At 60.0% G+C, this 24,307-nt stretch carries 20 protein-coding genes and 1 pseudogene; 7 read left to right on the top strand and 14 right to left on the bottom strand.

The window, feature by feature from the left end; genetic code table 11:
• Window positions 1-35 precede the first annotated feature (35 nt).
• From phaR to phaC, 3 genes are all read right to left on the bottom strand, one after another.
• Window positions 36-596, bottom strand: coding sequence for a polyhydroxyalkanoate synthesis repressor PhaR (phaR, locus tag SJY32_RS10110; protein ID WP_376874450.1), 561 nt, complete (start codon window positions 594-596; stop codon window positions 36-38).
• A 205-nt stretch (window positions 597-801) separates the two neighbouring features.
• Window positions 802-1,251, bottom strand: a complete 450-nt coding sequence (locus SJY32_RS10115; protein WP_376874452.1) for a phasin family protein — start codon at window positions 1,249-1,251, stop codon at window positions 802-804.
• A gap of 154 nt (window positions 1,252-1,405) precedes the next feature.
• Window positions 1,406-3,199 (bottom strand): class I poly(R)-hydroxyalkanoic acid synthase, encoded by a 1,794-nt coding sequence (phaC, locus tag SJY32_RS10120; RefSeq protein ID WP_376874454.1) that lies wholly within the window; start codon window positions 3,197-3,199, stop codon window positions 1,406-1,408.
• 228 nt (window positions 3,200-3,427) lie between these two features.
• Between phaC and phaZ the strand changes: the two genes are divergently transcribed.
• Window positions 3,428-4,711: a polyhydroxyalkanoate depolymerase gene (gene phaZ, locus SJY32_RS10125; protein ID WP_376874456.1), complete on the top strand. Its 1,284-nt coding sequence runs from the start codon at window positions 3,428-3,430 to the stop codon at window positions 4,709-4,711.
• Window positions 4,712-4,764: 53 nt separating this feature from the next.
• On the opposite strand, the gene SJY32_RS10130 is transcribed toward phaZ, so the two are convergent.
• Both SJY32_RS10130 and SJY32_RS10135 read right to left on the bottom strand, forming a co-directional pair.
• Complete coding sequence (locus tag SJY32_RS10130; RefSeq protein WP_376874458.1) at window positions 4,765-5,496, bottom strand: alpha/beta fold hydrolase; 732 nt, start codon at window positions 5,494-5,496, stop codon at window positions 4,765-4,767.
• A 128-nt stretch (window positions 5,497-5,624) separates the two neighbouring features.
• Entirely contained in the window at window positions 5,625-6,398 is a 774-nt protein-coding gene (locus tag SJY32_RS10135) for an alpha/beta hydrolase (protein ID WP_376874460.1), read from the bottom strand.
• 289 nt (window positions 6,399-6,687) lie between these two features.
• On the opposite strand from SJY32_RS10135, the gene thrS reads away from it, so the two are divergent.
• Window positions 6,688-8,640, top strand: coding sequence for a threonine--tRNA ligase (thrS, locus tag SJY32_RS10140; protein WP_376874462.1), 1,953 nt, complete (start codon window positions 6,688-6,690; stop codon window positions 8,638-8,640).
• A 220-nt stretch (window positions 8,641-8,860) separates the two neighbouring features.
• On the top strand, window positions 8,861-9,067 hold the full coding sequence (locus SJY32_RS10145) for a cold-shock protein (RefSeq protein WP_376874464.1): 207 nt from the start codon (window positions 8,861-8,863) through the stop codon (window positions 9,065-9,067).
• Between the two features lie 66 nt (window positions 9,068-9,133).
• Here the strand turns inward: SJY32_RS10145 and SJY32_RS10150 are convergent, their stop codons facing one another.
• The 3 genes and pseudogenes from SJY32_RS10150 to SJY32_RS10160 all read right to left on the bottom strand — a co-directional run.
• Entirely contained in the window at window positions 9,134-9,463 is a 330-nt protein-coding gene (locus SJY32_RS10150; RefSeq protein WP_376874467.1) for an ArsC/Spx/MgsR family protein, read from the bottom strand.
• Between the two features lie 91 nt (window positions 9,464-9,554).
• The gene (locus SJY32_RS10155; RefSeq protein WP_376877674.1) at window positions 9,555-9,989 is read right to left on the bottom strand and encodes a siderophore-interacting protein; all 435 of its coding nucleotides are present in this window, start codon (window positions 9,987-9,989) and stop codon (window positions 9,555-9,557) included.
• Window positions 9,990-10,010: 21 nt separating this feature from the next.
• Window positions 10,011-10,333 (bottom strand): annotated as a pseudogene (locus SJY32_RS10160) (siderophore-interacting protein); the annotation flags it as partial.
• 407 nt (window positions 10,334-10,740) lie between these two features.
• Here SJY32_RS10160 and SJY32_RS10165 point away from each other — a divergent pair.
• Genes SJY32_RS10165 through SJY32_RS10175 form a run of 3 tightly spaced genes read left to right on the top strand, consistent with a single transcriptional unit; the run spans window position 10,741 to window position 13,501 of the window.
• Window positions 10,741-12,042 carry an isochorismate synthase MenF gene (locus SJY32_RS10165; protein ID WP_376874470.1) on the top strand — a complete coding sequence of 434 codons (1,302 nt, stop codon included), beginning with the start codon at window positions 10,741-10,743 and terminating at the stop codon, window positions 12,040-12,042.
• Window positions 12,043-12,044: 2 nt separating this feature from the next.
• Entirely contained in the window at window positions 12,045-12,725 is a 681-nt protein-coding gene (locus SJY32_RS10170) for an isochorismatase family protein (RefSeq protein ID WP_376874473.1), read from the top strand.
• Window positions 12,716-13,501, top strand: coding sequence for an SDR family oxidoreductase (locus tag SJY32_RS10175; protein ID WP_376874476.1), 786 nt, complete (start codon window positions 12,716-12,718; stop codon window positions 13,499-13,501). The genes SJY32_RS10170 and SJY32_RS10175 overlap by 10 nt, the downstream gene beginning before the upstream one ends.
• A gap of 45 nt (window positions 13,502-13,546) precedes the next feature.
• Here SJY32_RS10175 and SJY32_RS10180 read toward each other — a convergent pair whose 3' ends face one another.
• Both SJY32_RS10180 and SJY32_RS10185 read right to left on the bottom strand, forming a co-directional pair.
• Complete coding sequence (locus SJY32_RS10180) at window positions 13,547-13,846, bottom strand: phosphopantetheine-binding protein (protein ID WP_376874479.1); 300 nt, start codon at window positions 13,844-13,846, stop codon at window positions 13,547-13,549.
• Window positions 13,847-13,894: 48 nt separating this feature from the next.
• Window positions 13,895-15,526, bottom strand: coding sequence for a (2,3-dihydroxybenzoyl)adenylate synthase (locus SJY32_RS10185; protein ID WP_376874482.1), 1,632 nt, complete (start codon window positions 15,524-15,526; stop codon window positions 13,895-13,897).
• Window positions 15,527-15,642: 116 nt separating this feature from the next.
• Here SJY32_RS10185 and SJY32_RS10190 point away from each other — a divergent pair, with 116 nt between their 5' ends.
• Entirely contained in the window at window positions 15,643-17,055 is a 1,413-nt protein-coding gene (locus tag SJY32_RS10190; protein WP_376874485.1) for a condensation domain-containing protein, read from the top strand.
• Between the two features lie 114 nt (window positions 17,056-17,169).
• Here the strand turns inward: SJY32_RS10190 and SJY32_RS10195 are convergent, their stop codons facing one another.
• The 4 genes from SJY32_RS10195 to SJY32_RS10210 are packed head-to-tail and all read right to left on the bottom strand — an operon-like array spanning window position 17,170 to window position 24,302.
• Window positions 17,170-19,812, bottom strand: a complete 2,643-nt coding sequence (locus SJY32_RS10195; protein WP_376874488.1) for a molybdopterin-dependent oxidoreductase — start codon at window positions 19,810-19,812, stop codon at window positions 17,170-17,172.
• The gene (gene nirD / locus SJY32_RS10200; protein ID WP_376874491.1) at window positions 19,809-20,165 is read right to left on the bottom strand and encodes a nitrite reductase small subunit NirD; all 357 of its coding nucleotides are present in this window, start codon (window positions 20,163-20,165) and stop codon (window positions 19,809-19,811) included. Before nirD ends, SJY32_RS10195 begins: the two co-directional genes overlap by 4 nt.
• Entirely contained in the window at window positions 20,162-22,597 is a 2,436-nt protein-coding gene (gene nirB, locus SJY32_RS10205) for a nitrite reductase large subunit NirB (RefSeq protein WP_376874494.1), read from the bottom strand. Before nirB ends, nirD begins: the two co-directional genes overlap by 4 nt.
• Before the next feature lie 4 nt (window positions 22,598-22,601).
• Window positions 22,602-24,302, bottom strand: a complete 1,701-nt coding sequence (locus SJY32_RS10210) for an ABC transporter ATP-binding protein (protein ID WP_376874497.1) — start codon at window positions 24,300-24,302, stop codon at window positions 22,602-22,604.
• Between the last annotated feature and the right edge of the window lie 5 nt (window positions 24,303-24,307).

Below are 24,307 nucleotides of genomic sequence, written 5' to 3' on the forward strand. Positions count from 1 at the left end.
CTCCGCCGATCACAGCGGAGGCTCATCGCCCAACCTTAAAGCTTCGACAGCTTCGCCTGCAGTTCAGCGAGCTGTTTTTTGATGCCCGCAAGCTCGTCACGCCCGCCACCGCTCTTGGCCGGGGTTTCCTCGGCCTCTGGCATGGTCGAGCCCGCTCCGCCCCAGCCTGACATCATGTTTTGCAAGAACGCCTGCTGCTGCCGCTGCAGGGCGTCAAACCCCGGCATGCTCATCATCGGATTGGGGATGCCAAGATTTTCGATCATCTTGGATTGCCCGTCCCGCAACATCTCGAAAGACGCCGCGAGGAATTGCGGCACCACAGATTGCGCATTCGATGAGTAAGAGCGCACGAGATCGGTCAGAACATCCACCGGCAACACGCTTTCGCCCCGGCTTTCATGTTCCGCAATGATTTGCAAAAGATACTGCCGCGTCAGATCGTCGCCCGATTTCAAATCCACAATTTGCACGGCGCGGCCGTCGCGGATGAACGAGGCGATATCTTCCAGCGTCACGTAGTCGCTGGTCTCGGTATTGTAGAGGCGGCGGCTCGCATAACGCTTGATCAGCAGTGGCTTAACATCATCCGACATGCGGTATCCTCCCGATTTTGCAACGCGGCTGTGACGGTGTCGCAGCGCAGCAATGATTAAGCGCGCACGCCGTAAAAGCAACACCCGAAACGGAAACAACCTGTCGCCGCGCCGCGCGCATGAAAAAAGGCGCGTGGGGACCCACGCGCCTTTCGATCATACCGTGAGCGGGGAACACCGCGCCGGGTATGGAAGGTCGATCAGCTTACTTTGCAGCAGCCGTCGCTTTTTTCGTAGCCGATGTGACGTCCGAGGTTGCTTTTTTGACAGCTGCAGTCGCTTCTTCCGAAGCGTCCTTGCCAGCGGCCAGCATCAACTCGACAGTTTCCATCTGGAGCTTTTTCGCAACTTCCGCGAATGCCGACATCTTTTCAGCAGCGGTTTCCGCAGCCGAGGACGCAAAGTCAGAGGCCGATTTCGCATAATCAGCAGGCTCTGTTTTGGTCGCGGTCAGATCGGACATCTTCGCGAGCGTGGTTTTCGCCCAGACAGAAGAAATCTCGGTGGATTTTTCAGCGGCTTCGAGAGCGACTTTCGCCATTTTCTCGCCCAGCGCAGCTTGGGTCTTGAAAGCATCTTGGAACGCTTTGCCGTCTTTCGGGAACGAACCCATCATGTCTTGCATCATTTTGGTGAAATCTTGGGTGTTAGCCATAGTGTCTCTCCGTCTTGGGCCCGAGGAGGAAACTGGCGAGCGGGCCCGTGCATCGCATGCAACATTTATATATGCCGCAGCGCAGCATTGCAAGTTTTTTCACGCTGCGTTGCAGAATTTTGACTGTCACAATGACGAATTGCCCTTAGGGCACCTATAGCTCCGGCTTTTCAAGCACATAGCTTCCAGGGGCCGCGCAAAGCACTGGATGATCCGGTCCGCCGACGGGGCGCGCTGTTACAAATCGTCCAGATTTTTTCGCGAGCCACTCCCCCCACTGCGGCCACCATGACTCCTTCTCGAACGTGGCCTGCGCGCGCCAATCGGCGTGATTCTCGATAGGCGCATCGGATAAATAGTGCCCGTATTTCTGCTTGCTGGGCGGGTTCACGATGCCCGCGATATGGCCTGATTGCGCGAGGACAAAGGTCTTCTCCTTCGCGCCCATTTGCGAAATCCCGTTAAAGGACGCGACCCAAGGCGCGATGTGATCTGTCTCGCAGGCAATCGCCATGAGCGGCACGCGGACGTCCTTGATACGAAGCGTCTCGCCCAGCAATTCAAAGCCGCCTTTGGCGAACATGTTTTGCTGACAAAGCTTGCGCAAGTATTGCACCGTCATCTTGCCGGCGAGGTTGGTACTGTCGCCGTTCCAATACAACAGATCAAAGGCCGGAGGCCGCTCGCCGAGCATGTAACTGCGGATCGCGGGTTGGTAGATCAAATCATTCGCGCGCAGGAACGAGAAAGTGCGCGTCATGAAATAGGAGGACAGCACCCCGTCCGCCTTGCACTGCGCCTCAATTCCATCGACAAAATCATCTTGCAAGAAGGCGGTAAACTCGCCCTGATCCGAGAAATCCGTCAGTGCCGTGAAAAAGGTCGCGCTGTTAATCGATTTGTCTTTGCGCTTGTGCAACAGCGCCAGAGTTAGCGATAGCGCCGTCCCCGCGATGCAATAGCCCACAGCGCTGAGCTTGGGCGCGCCAGTGATCGCCTTTACCTGCTCGATCGCGGTGAGATACCCGTGTTCGATATAATCTTCGATCCCGGTGTCGGCGAAGCTTTGATCAGGATTGCGCCATGCCACAACAAACAGCGTAAATCCTTGATCCACGATCCACTTGATCAAGGAATTCGCAGGCTTGAGATCGAGCACATAATATTTGTTGATCCACGGCGGAAAAATCAGCAACGGCGTTTTATGCACGGTTTCGGTCGTGGGCGCGTATTGGATCAATTCGAACAGGCGATTACGGTAGACAACAGACCCTTCAGTCGTCGCAAGGTTCTCACCCAGTTTGAACGCATCTCGATCTGCCAGCGTCACGACGAGATCGCCCTTATTCGCCTCCACATCGCGCACAAGGTTCTCCAACCCGCGCACGAGGCTTTCCCCTTCGGTTTCCACTGCACGCTCCAGCGCATCGGGGTTTGTGGCGAGAAAATTCGTCGGCGCCATGAGATCGACGATCTGCTTAGCAAAATACTCCATCCGCTTCCGGTCCACATCATCCAGCCCCTCAAGATTGGCGAGACTGTCCGTGACCGCATCGGACGCGATGAGATATTGTTGTTTGACGAAGTTGAAATAGGGGTGGCTGTCCCAAAGCGGGTTTGTAAAGCGCCGGTCGGGGCGCCCTTTATCAGCAGGAGGTGCGAGTGTGCCGCCGCGCAAGGCTTCCGTCGCCTCCATATATTGGGTCATCGCCTGCCCCCAATAGGCTACCTGCGCCTCAACAATTTTCGACGGCTTCTCCATCATCTCGCGCAAAACAGAGCCGCCAGCCTTCATGTAAAGATCCGCGCCAGGCCCTTCCAATGCAGGGTTGATCGCGCGCTTATGCGATAACGCTTCCGAGAGCCGCAGCGTCAAAGCCTCAATTTTCGCTAGATTTTCCTTGAAATGCTGCGATGCAGCAGGCACTGTCTCGTCATTGGCGGTCATTATGTGGTTCCCCCCTACCCTCTCAGACGAACCGTAATCCGCGATAAACGCAAGGAAAAAACGGCCCCTATTGCCGCTGCTTTGTGAGGAATTTCGCCCGATCGCGTCATTGCCCGACTCAAAGCATCACGCAAAACGAGCCAAACAGATACCCTTGCCCGTCCTCAACCGAGGCAACGCGGCAAGGCCCAGCAACAAGGCCCGTGTATCAGGGCATTGGAGACGCGCATGAAGGGTATGATGTCCTACGATCTGATGGAAACCATCAGAAACACCAACGAATGGATGGGCGCTTCCGCCCGCGCCATGGCGTCCTATCCGATTTGGGGCATGGCTCCGCATCCGATGTTCAAAGTGATGTCCGCTTGGGGCCGCGTTACAGAACGCTCGTTCAGCCGGATGGTCATCAAGCCTGATTGGGGCATCAAAACGATCGTTGGCGAAGATGGCCGCGATCATCAGGTCAGCGTGGAGACCATCCTCGACAAGCCCTTCGGCGGTTTGATCCAGTTTAAAGTGGTCGATCGCGCGCCAATGCCGCGACGGATCCTGCTCGTCGCGCCGATGTCGGGCCACTACGCCACCTTGCTGCGCTCCACGGTTGCCTCGCTTTTGCCGGATGCGGATCTCTACATCACCGATTGGCACAATGCCCGCGACATTCCCGTGTCCGCAGGCAAGTTCGACATCGAGGATTACACGCTTTATCTCGTTGATTTCATGCGGCACCTCGGCCCCGACATCAACGTCATTGCGGTGTGCCAACCTGCGCCATTGACCCTCGCGGCGACGGCCTATCTCGCGCAAGAAGACCCCGCCGCGCAGCCGCGCAGCTTGACGCTTATCGGCGGCCCGATTGATCCTGATGCTGCGGCAACGGAAGTTACCGATTTCGGTCGCCGTGTCACCATGGGTCAGCTTGAACATATGGTGATCCAGCGCGTCGGCTTTAAGTACAAGGGCGTCGGCCGGATGGTGTACCCCGGCCTCATGCAGCTAGCCTCGTTCATCTCAATGAACGCCGAAACCCATGCCAAAGCGTTCAGCGATAAGATCACCGCCGAAGCAAAGGGGGATGGATCAGAGGGCGACCGCCACAATGTCTTCTACGACGAATACCTCGCCGTGATGGACATGACCGCCGAATTCTACCTCTCCACGGTGGAGCGGATCTTCAAAAACCTCGAAATCGCAAAGAATGAATTTGTCGTCGACGGAAAACACGTCGATCTCGATAAAATCACCTCCGTCGCGGTAATGACCGTTGAAGGCGCGAACGACGACATCTCGGCCCCCGGCCAATGCGTCGCCGCCCTGCGCCTATGCACCGGACTACCGGACACGAAGAAGGCCGAGCATCTGGAGCCGGGAGCGGGCCACTACGGGATTTTCGCGGGCAAATCATGGCGCAACAACATCCGCCCGCTGGTACTCGACTTCATCGACGCACAAGCAGGCACTGCCGCTCCGAAACTTAAACCTTCGGAAAAGGCGACGTTGAAAGCAGTCTGATCTAACATTCCCTATCGCAAGAGTTTTCGGGGCGCGCAGGCGCCCCGTTTGCGTTATTTCAGAAGAAGTGGCGCGGCCAACCAATCCCGCAGCGCCTGCGTTACCTTTTCAGGCTGTTCCAGCGGCGTAAGATGCCCCGCGCCCAGCACCAATCGAAACTCCGCATGTGGCATGAGCTCCGCAAGAAACTCATGCCGCCGCGGCGGACAAATGCTGTCGAACTCGCCGCAAATCAGTATGGCCCGCACCTTTGTATTTCGCAAAGCGCGTTGTTGATCCGGCCGCCGCATGAGCGCGCGGCTTTGATCATGAAACGCATCGGGCCCCAGTGCCGCCGCCATCTCGAGCATCATCGCCTGCACATCGCGCAGCATCGGCCCCTGATAGAGCGCGCCGACCGGCACCTCCTCCAACATCACCTCATCGAGACGCCCCGTGCGGGCGCGCACAATCCGCGTCTCGCGCCCCCCCGATACCTGTGGCGTCTCAGGCAAAGGCGATACATTGATTAACGCCACTTGGCTCACCCGCTCTGGCGCGCGCCGCAGGATTTCCATCGCGACAAGTCCGCCGAGCCAATGCCCCACCAGTGCAAATTTTTCTGGCGCCTGCTTGAGGACAAAGCTCGCCATCTCCTCAACGCTTGTCCCGCGCATCGGCATGACGGTCACGGCATGTGTGGTAGAGAAATCAAGGATCTGGTGCCAGAATAAGCGGGCATCGGCCATGAAGCCCGGCAAAAAAATGATCGGATCTTGCGGCATATCAGCTGCACAATGGGTCAAGAGAACGTCCTAATTCGGGCCGCAAATTCGGCCATGTCGCGCCAAGATGCCCCAGCCAAGCGAGCGGTCCAACCCCCTAGCGCGAGGTTTTTCCTGTCAGACCACTCGCGGCGATCACGGTCACGCGATCAAACCCGCGACATGACCTCATCGATCATCCCGTTGATCAGATCGAGACACTCATCCGTTGAAAACCGATGATCCGCCCCCTTGACGAGAACAAGCCGGATATCCGCGCCGCTCACATGGCCCAACAACCTGTTGGCCACCTCAACCGAGACAGCCTCATCCGCCGTCCCTTGCAAGAATCGCACCGGGAAAGGCAACTCCAATGGCGCCCGCAACACGAGCCGATTGCGCCCCTCATTGATCAGCCGACGCGTGATAATATAAGGCTCCCCGTAATCCGACGGAATCTCAAGCTGCCCTTCTTCTTCAAGCTGACGGCGCGTGGCTTGATCGAAAGAAGCCCAATAGCCGTCTTCGGTAAAATCTGGCGCCGCCGCAATCGTCACAAGCCCCGCCACTTTTTCGGGATGCTCCCTGCAAATCAAAAGCGCAATCCAGCCGCCCATCGACGAGCCTACCAAAATCTGCGGTCCCTGCGTAACCGCAAGGATCAAGTCCCGCGCATCCTCAAACCAATCCCCTATCGCGCCATCAGTGAACGCCCCGTCCGACACCCCGTGCCCGGAATAATCGAACCGCAAGAAGCCGCGCCCCGAGGCCTTTGCAGCCGCCTCCAGCGCCAAGGCCTTGCTCCCCTCCATATCCGACCGAAAGCCGCCCAGAAATACAACGCCTGGCAATTGCGCTCCCGCACCCGTCGCGTCGGTTTTGTGATACGCGAGACGGCGACCTTCGGGAGTCGTAAAATATGTGGCGGTGGACAAATCGGGCATGGTAAATCTCCTTTTTGCTTACCCTAACCAACCAAACGCCGCGAAGAAAGAGGGGGCGCTGCCCCCGCCCTTTCAGGGCTCCCCCGGGATATTTAGGGCAACCGGACATCAGACAGGCTTCCGGTTGCCCCCCAATATCCCGGGGTGAATGCGCAGCAAAGGGGCAGAGCCCCTACAGGGGCCGCAAGGCGTCATTCCCGTTGACTTGGCAGCCGCCGCGTTTCATACCCGCCGCACCATAACCCGCAACCGGGCGCTCCGTGGGCGCCAAACCGACGAGGAGGACACCATGTCCCAGTCTCCGATCACCCTTACCTTCCCCGATGGAAATGCGCGCGAATACCCTGCCGGGATAACCGCAATGGAAGTGGCCGAAGGGATTTCCAAATCTCTCGCGAAAAAAGCGATTTCGGCGCAAGTGAACGGTGCGCATTTTGATTTGCAGTGGCCGATCCGGGAAGATGCGCAGATCGCGATCAACACGATGGCGGAAGATGGCCCCGCGCTGGAATTGATCCGCCACGACCTCGCGCATATCATGGCGCGCGCGGTGCAAGAAATTTGGTCGGATGTGAAAGTTACGATCGGGCCGGTTCGGGACAACGGATGGTTCTATGATTTCGACCGCGAGGAGCCCTTCACGCCCGAAGACCTCGGGTTGATCGAGGCAAAGATGAAGCAAATCATCAATGCCCGCGAGCCGGTTAAGACCGAGACTTGGGACCGCGCGCGCGCAATTGCGCATTACGAGGCGGCGAACGAGCCTTACAAGGTTGAATTAATCGCGAAGATCCCCGAGGGGCAAGATTTGCGGATGTATTGGCATGGCGACTGGCAAGATCTCTGCCGTGGCCCGCATTTGCAGCACACGGGCCAAGTGCCTGCCGATGCGTTCAAGCTGATGAATGTCGCTGGCGCTTACTGGTTGGGTGACAGCTCCCGTCCGATGTTGCAGCGCATCTACGGTGTAGCGTTCAAAAACCGCGAAGATCTCAAAGCACATCTCACAATGCTTGAGGAGGCCGCCAAGCGCGACCACCGCAAGCTGGGCCGCGAGATGGACCTGTTCCACATGCAAGAAGAGGCGCCGGGGCAGATTTTCTGGCATCCCAACGGCTGGAAAATCTACACCACCTTGCAAGATTACATGCGCCGCCAGCAGGACCGCGACGGCTATGTTGAGGTGAACACGCCGCAGGTTGTTTCACGCAAGCTGTGGGAGGCGTCGGGACACTGGGAAAACTACCAAGAGAACATGTTCATCGTTGAGGTGGACGAGGATCACGCGCGCGAAAAGACCGTGAACGCGTTGAAACCGATGAATTGCCCGTGCCATGTGCAGGTGTTCAATGTCGGCCTCAAATCCTACCGCGATTTGCCGCTGCGGATGGCGGAATTTGGATCGTGCAACCGGTATGAGCCGTCGGGCGCGTTGCACGGGATCATGCGGGTGCGCGGGTTTACCCAAGATGACGCGCATATTTTCTGCACCGATGAGCAGATCGAGGCCGAGACCAAGAAGTTCATCGAATTTTTGGCGATGATCTATGCGGACCTCGGGTTTACCGGTTGGAAGATCAAGCTCTCCACCCGCCCCGAGAAACGGATCGGGTCGGATGAAAGCTGGGACCGCGTTGAGGCGGCCTTGGGCGATGCGTGCCGCGCGGCCGGATATGAGTTCGAGTTGCAAGAGGGCGAAGGCGCATTTTACGGACCGAAGTTGGAATTCGTTTTGACGGATGCAATTGGCCGTGATTGGCAATGTGGTACGTTGCAGGTCGATCCAAACCTGCCCGAACGGCTGGACGCCAGCTACATTGGGCAAGACGGGTTGAAGCATCGCCCAGTCATGTTGCACCGTGCCGTTCTGGGCTCGTTCGAGCGGTTCATCGGAATCTTGATCGAATCTCATGCGGGCAAGCTTCCGTTCTGGCTGGCGCCGCGTCAGGTCGTGGTGGCCTCCATCGTGTCGGATGCGGACGGGTTCGTTGAGGAAGTCGTGGCTCGCCTGCGCGCGCAGGGCATTCGCGCCGAGGCAGATACTCGCAACGAGAAGATCAACTACAAAGTCCGCGAGCATTCGCTCGGGAAAGTTCCGGTCATCTTGGCGGTTGGCATGAAAGAAGTTGAGGATCGCTCGGTTTCTGTCCGGCGGTTGGGCGACACACGCACGCAAGTGATGACGCTGGATGCGCTGCTGCCGGAGCTCAAAATCGAGGCAACTCCGCCCGACCTGCGCTAAGCTGTCGGGTCTGTGTGCAAAAGTCATTAAAACGTCATGAGTGGGGGCCATGTGCCCCCATTTTTCTTATTGATTTTTTTATCCGCTGAGGCATCATTTCAGGAGCGTGACCGCAGACTTTCTACCGCCTCCCTTCTTGGGGCAGCCGGAAGACTTGAAAGACCTGGCTGCACGGCCCGATGGCAATATCGCCTCGGGAGACTTGAGAAGGAGAGACGGTATGGCCACTGGCACCGTAAAATGGTTCAACGCCACCAAAGGTTTCGGCTTCATCGCACCTGATGATGGCGGCAAAGATATTTTCGTTCACATTTCCGCAGTCGAGCGCGCAGGCCTCACCGGTTTGAACGACAACCAAAAGATCAGCTACGATCTGCAAGCTGGCCGTGACGGCCGCGAATCCGCCGCGGATTTGAAGCTACTCTGAGCTTGATCAGTTTATAAATGCGAAACGGCCCCGCAGTGCGGGGCCGTTTTCATAAGCCTTGAACGATCAGCTTGCGGGCAGCTGCGTCGCCTGCGCGGCTTTATCCCACCCCAAGGTCAGCGCCTCGCCCTCAATAATCGGACGCTTGATCAATGTCGGATGAGCGGCCAGCAATTCCGCGAAAGGTTGCGCGCGCGTGGCCTCATCCAGCCCGCGCCAAGTCGTGGACGCGCGGTTGAGAAGCTTATCACCGAAGGTCGCATGGAACCGCGCGATATCTTCCGGCGCGAGGGGATCGGCCCGCAAATCGCGGAAAGTGACGTCTTGCCCTGCTGCCTCAAGAGCTTTTCGTGCCTTCCGGCAGGTGTCGCATGTGGGGATACCATAGAGGATCATCACGCAGTCCTTTTTCAACAGGTCGGGGATGTGGCCATCGGGCCGCTTATGGCCTTTGGTAGCCGCCCCGCCCCGTTTTGAAAAGTCGCGATCAGAACTCTTGCTCGCCACCGTCCGCCTCACCGGCCGACCAATAGCCCGAGGCCGACATCCAGCCAAGCGGATGGCCACGATCCAACAACTGCGCACGCAACCGCTTGACCACTGTCGCCTCAGCCGCAAGCCAGACATAGGTTCCTTCTGGCAAAATGATCTGCGCGAGACGGTCCGACAGGGCCTGCGCGTCCAAAGGGTCGGCACGATGCACCCAAAGCGCCACGTGCTCGGCATCGGTCGCGAGGGTTTGCTCATCGCGCTTGGACTGAACCGCGACAAGGCTTGTGACACGGCTGCCTGCGGGCAGTTCCTCGATCCGGCGCGCAATGGAGGGGAGCGCACTCTCGTCCCCGATCAGCAGCCAGTTTCGAATCTCACCGGTGATGACCTTCGAGCCACGCGGCCCGGCGATACGCGCCTCATCACCCACCTGCGCCGCCTTCGCCCATAATGTGGCGGCGCCTTCGTCGTGGATCGCGAAATCCACTGTCAGCGTCTGGGCGTCGGCATCATAGAACCGCGGAGTGTAGTCGCGCATCGCGTCCTCCCCCCCGCATCCGGAACGATGATTTTAAGGTGATCGGAAGGCGAGAGCGATACAAACCCCTCCAGTTCCGGCCCCATCAATGTCAGGCGCAACATATTGGGGGTGATCATCTCGCGCTTGGCGACCGTCAAACTCCGGCGGCGAAGTTCATGGCGCACCCGCTCCACGCGCGGTGCTTGTTGTGCGTCCGCGGCGGCTTGCGCGGCTGTCTCGGTGGTGTGTGTCATCGTCTCATCCTTGTCTTACGCATCTGACGCCCAATCGTCAGAGAAGCTGAACCGTGCTCTGCGCTGAATATTTGTTGACGAAAATAGTCAGAACAAATGCCGTGGCAAGAGGTGCGCCGCAATCCTGAGTTTTTTACTTTACTATTATATGCCAGCGTGACATTTTCCCCGCAGGCAGCACGGCGGATCGACCGCCCCGATATCATGCGCGCGCGTCCTCCACGCCCCATGATCCGGTCGCAACCGCGCGACGACCCCCCGTTCCCCTCCCGAAGGGCGTCTTGTTGCGCTGCTGATTGCGCCTGTTCTCCCGCGGGCCGCGATCCTGCCCACCCCCGTGCCAGCCAACGCCAGCATCCCAATTTCCAAGCGTCCCGACCTTAGGCGCATATTTGCGGATGACCCGAATGAATATCTCCCTCGCCTCCCCTCACGCCGCGGCGCGCAACCAATCCCAACAACGCCCCTTTGCTTTCCACGGGCCGGAAGGCAGCTGCATCGCGCAAGGGCCGACCACCGCCGTTCGGCGCGGCACCCGCGAGACATTGGAAAGCCGCATCAATGAGGCATTTGCCACGCTCCCCGACCCCCGCCGCGTCTCCGCGCAGGGCCGCCCATCGCGCGGGGTGATCGGCGGCGCTCTGCCCTTCGATATCGACGCACAGGATTGCCTTTGGCTGGCCCCCCAAAGCATCGCCCTGCCGCCGAACCAAGACAGCCCGTGGCCAGCCCCTCCGGCAAAAAACACGGCGACCCCAATCAATCGCACCGCGCCCGCGCATGTAGCCCCCGAACCCCCTGCGCGCGACTATGCCCGTGCGGTGGAGCAAACTCTGGAGATCATGCGCGCACAGGCCGATTTGCCAGACGGGTTGCGCAAAATCGTTCTGGCTCGCAGCTTGCAAATCTCCGCCACGACACTCTTCGACAGGTCCGTCGTGCTCGCTCGTCTTGCCTCTGATCCGGCGGCGACGGCGTTCGAGACCCGCCTGCCCGATGCCCAAACCGACCTTCTCGGCGATCTGCGCGCAGGCACCCTACGCGATCCACGTTTCTTGATTGGCGGAACGCCGGAGTTGTTGATCCAAAAGACGGGGCACGCGATCTTTTCCCACCCCCTTGCCGGATCGGCGCGCCGCGACGATGATCCGGCCCGTGATCAAGCCAATGCGGTGGCGCTGCTGGCTTCTGAGAAGGATCGACGCGAACACGGGCTGGTCGTCGAATATATTCTCGACACGCTCGCACCTGAATGTCTTTCGTTGCGCTGCCCGCAGGGTATCGCCATTACCCGAACGCGCAGCATGTGGCATCTGGGCACGCGCATTGAGGGCGTGTTGCGCGATCCAGACCAACCAGCAGTCCTCCTTGCTGCGAAACTGCACCCCACACCCGCCGTTTGCGGCACGCCGCATGACCGCGCCGCCGCCCTCATCCACACCTTGGAGCCAAACGACCGCGGCTTTTACGCAGGCACCGTCGGCTGGACGGATCGTTCGGGGGATGGCGCATGGTATGTCGCGATCCGCAGCGCCGAGATCTGCGGAGCGCAGGCGCGTCTCTATGCTGGTGCTGGCATCGTCGCGGGCTCCGACCCGATGGCCGAGGCCGTCGAGACCGGCGCAAAATTCGGCGCGATGCTCGCCGCTCTCGATCTGCCGCTCACCACTGGGATGATCGGCCTTCCCTTTACCAACCTCAAGGATTGACGATGGCACTTCCCACGATCCCCGCCTACACGCTCCCCGACGCCGAGGCCCTGCCCAATACGCGCGCGCCGTGGCAACCCGATGCCGCACGCTGCGCGCTTTTGGTGCACGACATGCAGCGCTATTTCTGCGCGCCTTACCCCGTCGACCTGTCGCCGCTGCCGGCCGTGATCGCCCATATCTCCGCTTTGGTCATCGCGGCGCGCGCAGCCAGTATTCCTGTGTTCTACACTGCGCAAAAGGGCAATCAATTGCGCGCAGACCGCGGCTTGCAGGCCGATCTATGGGGCCCCGGCATGCATGCGACCCCTGAGCACGAGGAGATCCTCCCCGCGCTCGCCCCCGCGCCGCAGGACATTGTTCTGGTCAAGCACCGCTACAGCGCGTTTCAGCGTTCCAACCTCGAAACGCTGATGCGCGCGCGCGGCCGCGACCAACTTCTCATCACCGGGGTTTACGCCCATATCGGGTGCCTTGCGACCGCCGCCGAGGCCTTCCAGCGCGATATTCAACCCTTCGCCGTCGCAGATGCGCAGGCCGATTTCAGCCGCGAGAAACATGATATGGCGATGCGTTGGGTCGGCGATTGCGCAGGCGGCGTGATCGGAACGCAGCACGCGCTGGATATGATGCGCAGGGCCGCGCCGGATATGACCGCGCAGGGAGACGCCGGATGCAGCTGACGGGATTTTTCGGGCGACATGTGTTTGTAACGGGGGCGGCGGGTGGTATCGGGCAGGCCATCGTTGCCGAGCTATGCGCCGCGGGGGCGCGCGTGACGGCCACCGACACCCCCGCGGCCATTGCAGCCGCACAAAATACGGGCGCGATCCCGCGCAACGACGCAACCGTCTGGCGCGCGCTTGATCTATGCGACGGGGAGGCGGTCACACGGTGCGTCGCGCAAGCCTGCGCGGACCTTGGCGCGATCACCCTCGGCGCCCATGCAGCGGGCGTTCTCTCACTTACACCCGTCGCGAAGATGACCGAGGCGGATTGGGCGCGCGTGATGGATGTAAACGCGGGCGGCACCTTCCGCATCGGCAAAGCCCTCGGCGAAACCATCGCGCAAGCGGGTGGCGGGGCGCTGGTTGTTGTCAGCTCGAACGCCGCTGCGATTCCACGGATGAATATGGCCGCCTACGCCGCATCTAAAGCCGCCGCGACGATGTTCACGCGCTGTCTCGGGCTCGAATTGGCGCCGCGCAATGTGCGGTGTAATATCGTGGCGCCGGGCTCGACAATGACCCCGATGCAGACCGGCATGTGGGCGGATGGCACGGGCGGCGCGGCCGTAATTCAGGGCGACCTCGCGCAGCATCGCACCGGCATCCCTTTGGGCAAGATTGCGACTCCCACCGAGGTTGCGCAAGCCTGCCTGTTCCTTTTGTCCGACCAGGCCAGCCATATCACCATGGCCGATCTGTTTGTTGATGGCGGCGCCACCCTACGCGGCTAGGCCTTTTGTGCTGCGCGCCGGAGGCCCCGGCGCGCAGCCCCCCTCTCAACCTGCGCGATGTGCCTCGATCAAAGTCCACCAATTTGTGAGGCTGGGCGCCGCAGCGAGCGCCTCGAACGGCACCTCGATTCCGTAGGTTTTCAGCTCGGCCGCAAATCGCATCACCGCGATGGAATCCAAACCGTAAAAGATGAGGCTTTCATCAGGGTCGATCTCCTCCTCCGCGTCCTCGATCATGCCGCGCACCTGAGCGGCAAGCCAGGCCCGATCAAGATGTGCGTTCGCAAGATGATCGTCGGCGATCGCCTCGCCAGTGAATTCCGTGGTCGTCAGATGCTGTGTCATGTGTCTCTCCGTCTCAATGCGCGCGGCCATAAAAGCCTCCGCCGAAATTCAAATATCCGACGCCTCGCGCGCGAATTGCGCGCGCAAGACCTTCTTGTCGATCTTCCCTACGGCCGTCAGCGGCATCTGATCAACGAAGCGAATCCGGTCGGGCACCTTGAACTCCGCGATGCCCGCACCAATCAGATATCGCCTCAAACTCACGCCGGTCGGGCGCGCCTGTCCCCCTGTGCGAAGCGCAACAAAAGCGCAGGATTTCTCGCCCAATGTCTCATCCGCAATCCCGACCAACGCCGCTTGGGCAATCGCGTCATGGCGTAAAAGGAGGTTCTCAATCTCCTCCGCGGCGATCTTCTCGCCACCGCGATTGATCTGGTCTTTGACCCGCCCGACAACACGCAGATAGCCTTGGGGAGAGCGTTCGACGAGATCGCCCGTTTTGTAAAATCCATCTGGGTCGAATGCTTGCGCGTTTTGATCAGGACTTTTGTAATACCCGCGCAAAGTATACGGGCCGCGCGTCGCCAATTCGCCCGCCCCCCCGCAGGCAACTTCGCGCCCGTCCTCATCGAGAATGCGTAGCTCGTCATCGGGCGAAATCGGACGCCCTTGCGTGGAGAAAATCATCTCCTCACAGTCATCGAGGCGGGTGTAGTTCACCAGCCCCTCCGCCATCCCGAAGACCTGTTGCAGCCTGCAGCCCAGCTCCACCGGTACCCGCCGCGCGGTCGCGGCCGCGAAGTTCGCGCCCCCCACCTGCAACACGTCCAAGCTCGCAATCTTGCCGCGCGCCTGCGGATCGGCGACTGCCTCCAACCAAAGCGACACCGCAGGCGGCACCAGTGAGGCCATCGTCACGCCATGCGCCGCGATCAGATCAAAACACTGCGCGGGATCGGGCGACCCCGCCAGAACAACGCTCCCACCCGCGTGAAACACCCCCAAAGCGCCGGGAGAACTCATCATAAAATTATGTGCCAGAGGTAACGCACACAGCAGACGCGTCGCCTGCGTCACACCGCAAATCTCGGCGCTGGCGCGCAGGCTGTAATCGTAATCATTATGCGTGCGTGGGATCAGTTTTGGCGTGCCGGTGCTCCCCCCCGAAAGCTGGAAGAATGCAACCTGCTCCGCATCGGAGGGGTCCGCAACATTAGGCGCAATCGCAGTCGAGAAAGCCCCCTCCAGCGAGATCACAGGGTCATCGCCCCCCAAGATCAACACCGTCTTCAAGCCGGAATGCGCCGCTTGCAACGCGTCCGCGAAGGCGCGATCCGCAAAAGCCGAATGCGCGCGCGCCCCGATCAAAAGCGCGGGCTCAAGCTGCTGCGCATAGGCGCGCAGTTCGGCGGTTTTGTGATGAAACAAGGCGTTGACGGGCGCGATACCAATTTTGAGCAAGGCAAAAAACACGAGATAGAATTCGGCAACATTCGGGAGCTGCACAAGCGCGGTATCGCCCTTCACCAAACCGCGCCCGCGCAGATAGGAGGCCAAAGCGTCCGACATCCGGTCCATCTGCGCATAGCTGAAAACCCTGCTGCCGCAAAAGATCGCAGGCGCGTCAGGTCGCTGACGGACCTGATCCGACAAGCACCGCGTGAGGGGTTCGTCGATCCAATATCCACGCGCGCGATACAGCGCGGCAAGGTCGTCAGGCCAAGGCGTAAACTCGATCATAAAGCGTCTCTCGATGGTGGGATTCAGTTGGGTATCTGGCCGTGGCGGAGGCCGCCTTGCTTGACACGCCTCAATAGTTGAGTATTTTTATCGGATAATGTCAATCGGGAATTCCCATGTCACACGCGACCCTATCCCCCCCGCCGCACTGCGCCACACTACAAGACCCCCGCAACAAGACCACGTGGCACAGCCTGACCCTCGCCCAGCTCGATTTTTGGGAGGAGTTTCGGTTTCACCCCGACACGCCTGTGTCGACGGTGGCGCATGGCACTTTAATTTCGGGCCCAATCAACGGCGTCGCTCTGGCACGGGCGATCACCCAAACCACGCAGGAGGCAGATGTGCTCGCGCTTCGCTTTCATCAGGAAAGCGGTGCCGATCCTGTCCAGTGCGTGGATGAGACACGGCGCCCGCTCCTGCGCGAAATCGATCTACGTCACACGGACGATCCGCAAAAAGCCGCGCGTGATCTTATGCAAGCCGACATCGACGCGCCCCTTGATCTGGCCCATGATCCGTTGAGCGCGCAATGGCTGCTGCGGCTCGCTGATACGCAATGGTTTTGGTATGAGCGCGGTCATCACATCATCTTGGACGGCTATTCGATGGCCTTGATCGAGCAACGCTGCGCCGCCCTTTACGCGCATTTCATCGGCCAAGGCTCAGCGGGAGAGCCCTTGAAACCTTTCGTCCATTATCTTTCGGAGGAGGCCGACTACCGCGCGAGCCCGCGCCATGTGAAAGACGGTGACTTCTGGCGAAACGAGCTTGGCGGCGATCCCTCAAACACTGCGGCGCGCGCCCCCCATCGCCTGCCCGTTTTGCAAAAGGGCGGCGAAAGCTACGGAACCGCGATGCATGAGGCCGTGATCCCGCTACACGATCGCTTGCTCCCCGCGCTCAAAACGATGGGCGCGGCGCAAGGGCTACATTGGCCAGATCTTCTGACGCTGCTCAGCGGTTTCTATCTTTCGCGGCACTTGACGCCCGCCGAAACTGGCACGCATACCGGCGCCGTTCCGCGTGCGATCTGGCTTCCCTTCATGTCGCGGCTCGGCAGTGTCAGCGCCGCGATTCCGGCTCTGGTCGTAAACATTCTGCCGCTCAGCATTGAACTTGATCCACAGGACAGCCTTGCAACCAATATACGAAAGCACGCAGACCGCTTGCGCAAACTGCGCAGGCACGGTCGATACCGGATTGAACAGATCGCCGCGGATCAAGGGCTGGGCAAAGGCGAGCGGTTCTTCTTTTCGCCGCTCATCAACGTGCTTCCGTTCGATCCACCGCAGTTTTGGGGATGCGAGGCCCAGCGCGAAGTCCTCGCCGCCGGCCCAGGCGATGGGGTCAACATGACATTCGCCGCCCGCTCAGACGCAGAGGACCTGCACCTGATCCTTGAGGTCGATCCGGCGGTGATGCCACGCAAGGAGTTTGACGCGCACGCGGCCCGTTTGCCGGCCTTTTTTGAAGCAGCAACATCCCAACCGGAGGGATCAATCCCCCTCTTGGACGCCATAGGGTAAAATCACACTATTGTTGTATAAGCGATAGAGCGTCGCAGCAAAAGCACATAAATTAGGGGCGCGAACTGGAAGGTTCACGCCCTTAATATTCGATATGGATAAGTCTGTTCTTGACTATTCCGCCGCAATGCGCGGCCTTGCGACCTTAAGAAACGCCGCCAACTCGGGCCGACATGAGCCGCAATTGGTGCCCGCACACGTGCGCTCGCCCAATTCCGCGACGCTTTGCGCACCGGCCTCGATCGCACGTGTCAGGGCGTTCACCCCAACCGAGAAACACGCACAAACGATTGCGCCGTCATCGACCATTCCCGCCGAGGCGCGCCCCGCCAAAGCCATCAAGGCCGGCGTCTGCGTACCAATCGTATTGATCACTGCCGCCCGCGACAGGCTTACCGGTGCAGGGCCCATGAACAACGCCGCAACGAGCTGGCCCTCATGCGTCAAGGCAAGGCGTGTCTGACCGGTTTTCACATCACTGACCTGCGCAATCTCGCCCAGCGTCCGGCCCGTCATCTGACGGAACAGTGCCGTCAAAGCGTCCCCGCTTGGCGCCGCATGAAGCCCCGCGATCTCCGCCTGATACCCCGTCACGGTCCGGGCTTTGGCCGCGTACTCCCCGTTCGTGAGGCCGTCCAAATCGATCGCATTCACCGACGCCAAATAGCCATACCATTTTGCCTCATAACGGCGCGCCGCGACCGATCCCGATTTCAGGGCGGGTTGGCCCGAGACAGGGTCGGTTGTCCTCAAGGTCAAGGCGTTGACATGGCTAGACCGCGTATTTTGGCGCGTCCAATGCATTGGTGCGAACAACTGACCGCGCGCCGCACGCGTCGTGATCAACGCGCGGAAAACACCCTGCGCACGCCCCCCCGATAGCATCAGTAGCTCGCCCGCCCCAACGCCTAGATCTGCGGCATCCTCGGGGTGAATTTCGACAAACGGCTCAGCAAGATGCGCACTCAGCCGCGCGGATTTTCCGCTGCGGGTCATCGTATGCCACTGATCCCGGATCCGGCCCGTATTGAGGCGGAAAGCCCCTTTGACCGCCTTCAAATCGGGCGCGGTGACAGGCACCATTCGCGCGCGATGATCGGGATGAAAATAGCCACCCGTCCCGAAAAACCGTGCAGCATCCTGCCGCGGGCCTTCAACAGACACGGGCCATTGCACCGGCTCAAGCGCGTCATAGCCCGCACCCGACAGCTGGGCGAGGCCCGTCAGATCAAGCGCGCGACCGAACCGCCGCGACAGCGCCGTCATCGTCGCATATTCGCGAAAAATCTCCGCCGGAGTTGCGTATGAAAACTGGGCGCCCCACCCCATTTTGGCGGCGAATTGGCACAGGATTTGCCAATCCGGCCGAGCTTGCTCGGGCGCTGGCAAGAAGGCCCGCTGGCGCGAAATCCGACGCTCCGAGTTTGTGACTGTTCCGGATTTTTCGCCCCAACCCGTCGCCGGAAGCAACACATCGGCCAGATCGCCCGTATCCGTACGCGCGACGATATCAGAGACAACCGTAAACGGCACCGTCTTCAGGGCATCGGCCACGAAATCGGCATCAGGCATCGACACCGCCGGATTTGTGGAAATCACCCACAGCGCCTTGATCTTACCCTGCGCGCAAGCCTCAAATAGATCGACCGCTTTCAGCCCCGGCTTGGTGCAAATCCGCGGGCTTTTCCAATAGGTGTGGACGGCGGATCGATGAGCCGGGTTCTCGATATCAAGATGGCTGGCCAGCATATTCGCCAATCCGCCCACCTCACGCCCGCCCATCGCGTTGGGTTGTCCGGTGACAGAAAACGGCCCCGTCCCCGGCTGACCGATGCGATTGGTTGCGAGATGGCAATTCAGGATCGCATTAACCTTATCCGTGCCACTGCCCGATTGATTGACCCCTTGGCTATACACCGTGACCACTTTGGGCGTTTTTGCCCACAGGTCAAAGAACTCGGCGCACGCGGCGGCCGAAAGCCCTGTCTTGCTCAGATCACTTGCCTGCGCTGCGATCAGCGCTTGTTCAAGCCCCTCCACGTGACGGGCGACGGCGGCACGATCAATCGCGCCCGAGGCCTCAAGATGCGCCAAAAGCCCGTTGAACAGCGCCACATCCCCATCCGGCGCAATCGCCAGATGCACGTCAGACAGCGCCGTCGTCGCGGTTTCGCGCGGATCGATTGTGACGATTTTCATTTCGGGGCGCGCTTCTTTCGCCGCCGCGATCCGCTGGAACAACACCGGATGACACCACGCCAGATTGGAGCCCGTCAGGACAACCAAATCCGCCGTCTCGAGATCTTCATAGCTGCACGGAACAACATCAGCCCCGAAGGCGCGCTTGTGCCCCGCCACAGAGGACGCCATGCAAAGTCTTGAATTCGTGTCGATATTTGCCGAACCGATAAAACCTTTCATCAGCTTGTTCGCGATGTAGTAATCCTCAGTCAGCAACTGCCCCGAAACATAGAACGCCACGCTGTCGGGTCCGTGGTCACGGATCGCGCCCCGAAACTTCTCCGCCACGAGATCAAGCGCCGTATCCCAAGTCGCAGGCTGCCCGCCGATCTGTGGCGCGAGCAACCGGCCCTCCAGATCGAGCGTCTCGCCCAGCGCGGAGCCTTTCGAGCAAAGACGCCCGAAATTCGCCGGATGCTCCGGATCGCCCGTAACGGTCACGCCGCCCTGCGCGGTCTTCTCGATCAAAACACCGCAGCCCACGCCGCAATAAGGACAGGTTGTCTTGATGCTCATGCCGCCGACCGTGCGCGCAGCGCCGCCGCGTTGAGGAAGATCCGCCCCCCCTCGATGCGCGCGCCAAATGTGGCCACGCTGGCCTGATCCGGTCCGCTCTCGCGCCCCTCCACGAGACCTGTTTCAAGCGAGATCACCCAGTTATGCAACGGGCACGTCACGCTTTTCGCGTGCACAATCCCCTCCGCGAGCGGCCCTTTTTTATGAGGGCAGCTGTTGTTGAGCGCAAAGACTTCATCTTGCGCCGTGCGAAATACGGCCACGCAACCGAGCGCCGTCTTCACCACGCGCGCGCCGCGTGGCGCGATCTCGTCGAGGGCGGCAATATCGATCCAATCGTCCTGCACTGTCATTCTGCGGCCTCCAAGGTCAGATTGGCGACCGGTTTGTAGCTCGGCGCACGGGTTTTGGCGTGGTCCGCCCATGGATCTTTGCGGTAGATCGATTGCGAGAGCTCGAACCGCTCGATCAACTCGGCACGGATCGTGGGGTCGCTGACCTGTTCGGTGATCCAATCTAGGCCCAGTTTCCCCATCCATTTATACATCCGGTCAAGGTATTTACCGGTTTCGCGGTAAAGCTGGGTGACGGCGCGGATCACGTCGATCGCCTCTTGCTCGGTCGCAACCTGCAACAGCAGCTCCGTCTCTTTGACATCCATACCTGCGGCGCCGCCGATGCTGATTTGATAGCCGCTATCGACGCACACAACCCCGATATCTTTGCATGTCGCCTCGGCGCAGTTGCGCGGACAGCCCGATACACCGAGCTTGAGTTTATGCGGCGTCCACGAGCCCCAGAGAATTTTCTCCAGTTTGATGCCAAGCCCCGTGCTGTCTTGTGTGCCAAAGCGGCAATGATCCGTGCCGACACAGGTTTTGACGGTGCGCAACCCTTTCGAATACGCGTGCCCCGAAACCATACCGGCCGCGTTCAGATCGCTCCAGATTGCGGGAAGATCTTCCCCCTTAACGCCCAGCAAATCAATCCGCTGACCGCCCGTGACCTTGACCGTCGGCACGTTGTATTTCTCCGCCGCATCCGCAATCGCGCGCAGCTCGTCCGGCGTTGTGATCCCGCCCCACATCCGCGGCACGACACTGAACGTGCCATCTTTCTGGATATTGGCGTGTTTGCGTTCGTTGATGAAGCGGCTTTGCGGGTCGTCGCGATACTCCAGCGGCCAATCCGCGAGGAGATAGTAATTGAGCGCAGGGCGGCACGAATGGCATCCGTCCGGCGTCAACCAGTTGCACGCCTGCCAAACTGCGGGCATTGAGGTGAGGCGCTGGCTTTTGATCATCCGGCGCACATCCTCATGCGTCATCGTCGTGCATTTGCACATCGGCGTCGAGACCGGCGCCTGGAACGCGTCACCCAAAGTCGAGGCGAGAACCTGTTCGACCAGCCCAGTGCATGATCCGCACGAGGCGCTTGCTGTCGTACAGGCGCGCACGGCGTTCAGGTCGTTTGCTCCGCCGTTGATCGCGTCGACGATTGTGCCTTTACAGATTCCGTTGCAGCCACAAATCTCCGCGTCACGCGGTAAGGCTGCAACTGCCGCTAAAGGGTCAAGGGGGGCACCCCCTTGGAACGCAGGGCCAAAGATCAAAGTGTCGCGCATCGGGGTGATGTCGGTTTTATCGCGGATGAGCCCGAAGAACCAATTGCTGTCGGCCGTGTCACCATACATGACCGCCCCGATCAGCGCCCCGCCCTCGATCACCAAGCGGCGGTAGACGCCGCGCGCCGGATCACGGAACACGATATCCTCGCGACCCTCCCCTTCTGCGAAATCACCCGCAGAAAAGAGATCACATCCCGTCACCTTCAGCTTGGTCGAAAGCTCTTTTTGTACGAAAGCATCCGCCTCGCCGAGCAATGTTTTGGCCGCAACTTTTGCCTGATCGTAAAGCGGTGCCACAAGGCCAAAGACCGCGCCTTGATGCTCAACGCATTCGCCTACCGCAAGAATATCGGGATCGGACGTCACCATCTGATCATCCACGTGGATCCCGCGACCAACGGCGAGGCCCGTTGACTTGGCCAGTGCAACATTCGGACGAATACCCACCGCCATAACCAGCAAATCACATGGCAATTCCGTCCCATCTTCCAGCATCAAGGCCCGCACCTGGCCACCTTCCCCGACGATTTCTTTCGAATTCGCGCCGCATAGGACGGTGATACCCTTCTTGATCAACGCTTCGCGCAAGAGATAGCCCGCCGCCGCATCGAGTTGGCGTTCCATCAAATGGCCCATGATATGCACGACCGTGACATCCGCCCCGCGCGCCGCCATGCCTGCGGCAGCCTCCAGCCCGAGCAGCCCGCCGCCGATCACGACGACCTTATTGCCCTCGCCCATGCCCATCATCCGCTCTGTGTCTTCCAGATCGCGGTAGGCAATCACCCCCTCCAGATCATGGCCTGGCAGCGGGATGATAAAGGGCGTCGACCCCGTACCGAACATCAGCTTGTCATAGGACAAGACATCGCCGGTTTCGGAGGTGACCGTTTTGGCGGCGGGATCGATCGCCGCGATTTTCTCGCCAAAGCGGCAGGCAACGCCGCGCTGCGCATACCAATCCGCATCATGCGTAACGATCTCGGCGTAGGTTTTATCGCCCGACAAAACGGGGGATAGCATGATCCGGTTATAGTTCCCGCGCGGCTCGGCGTTGAACAGGGTCACGTCATACGCATCTGGATTGGCATCGATCAATGCCTCCAATGCACGGCCCGTCGCCATTCCGGCCCCAATAATAATCAGCTTTTGCGCCATGAGTTTACTCCGCTGCAATAGTGTCTGCGCCGCGCGCCTTGGGCGTCTGCGCGCTGCGTTTGGATTTGTTGCCATGCTCATATTCCTCCAGGAAATCGAGCACTTCTTGGCGGTATTCGTAATAATCCGGGTGCTCCAACAAGGCCTTGCGCGTTCTTGGGCGCGGCAGTTTCACATCCGTGATCTTGCCGATCTTGGCCTGTGGCCCGTTGGTCATCATCACCACCCGATCCGCCAGCAAAATGGCCTCATCAACATCATGCGTGACACAGATCGCGGTCACTTTCGTGCGCGACCAAACCTCCATCAGGACCTCTTGCAACTCCCAACGCGTCAGGCTGTCGAGCATCCCGAAGGGCTCGTCGAGCAACAGAAGTTTGGGCGAGAGCGCGAAGGCCCGCGCGATCCCGACGCGCTGTTTCATGCCGTTCGACATGCTGGCCGCGCCGCGATCCATCGCATCCGCCAAGCCGACACGTTCGAGATAGTACTCCACAACATCCTGCCGCTCGGCCTGCGAGGCTTGGGGGTAGACCTTATCCACGCCGATCGCGACGTTTTCTTTCGCGGTCAACCACGGGAACAGGTTGGGTGATTGGAACACAACTGCCCGTTCGGGGTCAGCACCCATCACATGGGTCCCGTCGAGCCGGATCGCGCCCTTGCTGATCTCGTTCAGCCCTGCCGCCATCGTCAGCACGGTCGATTTCCCGCATCCCGAATGGCCGATCAAGCTGATAAACTCGCCGCGATTCACTTTGAGATCGAAATCCTCCACCACCGTCAGCGGACCCTTCGGCGTAGGGTAGATTTTGTGCAACTGGCTGAAATCGAGGAAGCGGTTCTCGATCAACCCCTCTTGCGCCTTTTCCACCGCTTTTGGCAGCGCGTGAATGGCGGTGACATTGGGCAAGGATCGCTGCGCGTCGGCTTTTGCGGCGAAGCCCACATCCATAAGATAATTGGTCACCGTTGCACGCAGAGATTTGAACACTGGGTCTGTGTTCATGGCCCCGCGATCGCGCGGACGCGGCAGGGTCACCTGCACCGGATCGGCCAGCGTCCCATCGGGGTTGAGCGTGATAATCCGATCCGCGAGGAGCAGTGCCTCATCCACATCATTCGTAATCAAAACGCAGGTCTTGCGGTCGCGCTCCCAAATCTCCAAAATTTCATCAGCCAATTTCGCCCGTGTCAAAGCATCCAACGCCGAAAGCGGCTCGTCGAGAAGAAGCATCTCGGGATCCAGCGCAAGGGCGCGCGCTACAGAGACGCGTTGACGCATCCCGCCCGAAAGCTCCGCCGGGCGGCGGTTGATCGCATGCGGCAAGCCAACCATGCCGACATAATGCGCGATCTTTGCCTGACGTTCGGCCTTGGAGAGCTTCGGGAAAGCGGCATCCACCGCCAAGCCGATATTGCCCCCCACCGTCAGCCACGGCATCAAGGAGTAGCTTTGAAACACCAAGCCGCGCTCGGGCCCCGGCCCGGTGACCCGAGCGCCCTTAAATGACACCTCGCCCTCATCGGGCATCACAAGCCCCGCAATCAGGTTCATCAGGGTCGATTTCCCCGTTCCCGAAAAGCCAAGGATCGCAACGAACTCGCCCTCAACGACTTCCAGATTGATCCCGCGCAGCACCTGATGCTTTGCGGCGCCTTCGCCAAAGGATTTCGAGACGTTTTTCAGGCTAAGAATGCTCATGTCGA

The organism is Albirhodobacter sp. R86504 (genome assembly GCF_042466415.1).
Taxonomy (GTDB): Bacteria; Pseudomonadota; Alphaproteobacteria; order Rhodobacterales; family Rhodobacteraceae; genus Albirhodobacter.

Excerpts from the sequence above, each read along its gene's own strand:
- SJY32_RS10190 (WP_376874485.1), top strand. The coding sequence starts at position 15,643 with ATGTCACACGCGACCCTATCCCCCCCGCCGCACTGCGCCACACTACAA.
- SJY32_RS10175 (WP_376874476.1), top strand. The coding sequence starts at position 12,716 with ATGCAGCTGACGGGATTTTTCGGGCGACATGTGTTTGTAACGGGGGCG.
- thrS (WP_376874462.1), top strand. The coding sequence starts at position 6,688 with ATGTCCCAGTCTCCGATCACCCTTACCTTCCCCGATGGAAATGCGCGC.
- nirB (WP_376874494.1), bottom strand. The coding sequence starts at position 22,597 with ATGGCGCAAAAGCTGATTATTATTGGGGCCGGAATGGCGACGGGCCGT.
- SJY32_RS10170 (WP_376874473.1), top strand. The coding sequence starts at position 12,045 with ATGGCACTTCCCACGATCCCCGCCTACACGCTCCCCGACGCCGAGGCC.
- SJY32_RS10180 (WP_376874479.1), bottom strand. The coding sequence starts at position 13,846 with ATGACACAGCATCTGACGACCACGGAATTCACTGGCGAGGCGATCGCC.
- phaC (WP_376874454.1), bottom strand. The coding sequence starts at position 3,199 with ATGACCGCCAATGACGAGACAGTGCCTGCTGCATCGCAGCATTTCAAG.
- SJY32_RS10145 (WP_376874464.1), top strand. The coding sequence starts at position 8,861 with ATGGCCACTGGCACCGTAAAATGGTTCAACGCCACCAAAGGTTTCGGC.
- SJY32_RS10135 (WP_376874460.1), bottom strand. The coding sequence starts at position 6,398 with ATGCCCGATTTGTCCACCGCCACATATTTTACGACTCCCGAAGGTCGC.
- SJY32_RS10195 (WP_376874488.1), bottom strand. The coding sequence starts at position 19,812 with ATGAGCATCAAGACAACCTGTCCTTATTGCGGCGTGGGCTGCGGTGTT.
- phaZ (WP_376874456.1), top strand. The coding sequence starts at position 3,428 with ATGAAGGGTATGATGTCCTACGATCTGATGGAAACCATCAGAAACACC.
- SJY32_RS10185 (WP_376874482.1), bottom strand. The coding sequence starts at position 15,526 with ATGATCGAGTTTACGCCTTGGCCTGACGACCTTGCCGCGCTGTATCGC.
- SJY32_RS10210 (WP_376874497.1), bottom strand. The coding sequence starts at position 24,302 with ATGAGCATTCTTAGCCTGAAAAACGTCTCGAAATCCTTTGGCGAAGGC.
- nirD (WP_376874491.1), bottom strand. The coding sequence starts at position 20,165 with ATGACAGTGCAGGACGATTGGATCGATATTGCCGCCCTCGACGAGATC.
- SJY32_RS10150 (WP_376874467.1), bottom strand. The coding sequence starts at position 9,463 with ATGATCCTCTATGGTATCCCCACATGCGACACCTGCCGGAAGGCACGA.
- SJY32_RS10165 (WP_376874470.1), top strand. The coding sequence starts at position 10,741 with ATGAATATCTCCCTCGCCTCCCCTCACGCCGCGGCGCGCAACCAATCC.
- phaR (WP_376874450.1), bottom strand. The coding sequence starts at position 596 with ATGTCGGATGATGTTAAGCCACTGCTGATCAAGCGTTATGCGAGCCGC.
- SJY32_RS10115 (WP_376874452.1), bottom strand. The coding sequence starts at position 1,251 with ATGGCTAACACCCAAGATTTCACCAAAATGATGCAAGACATGATGGGT.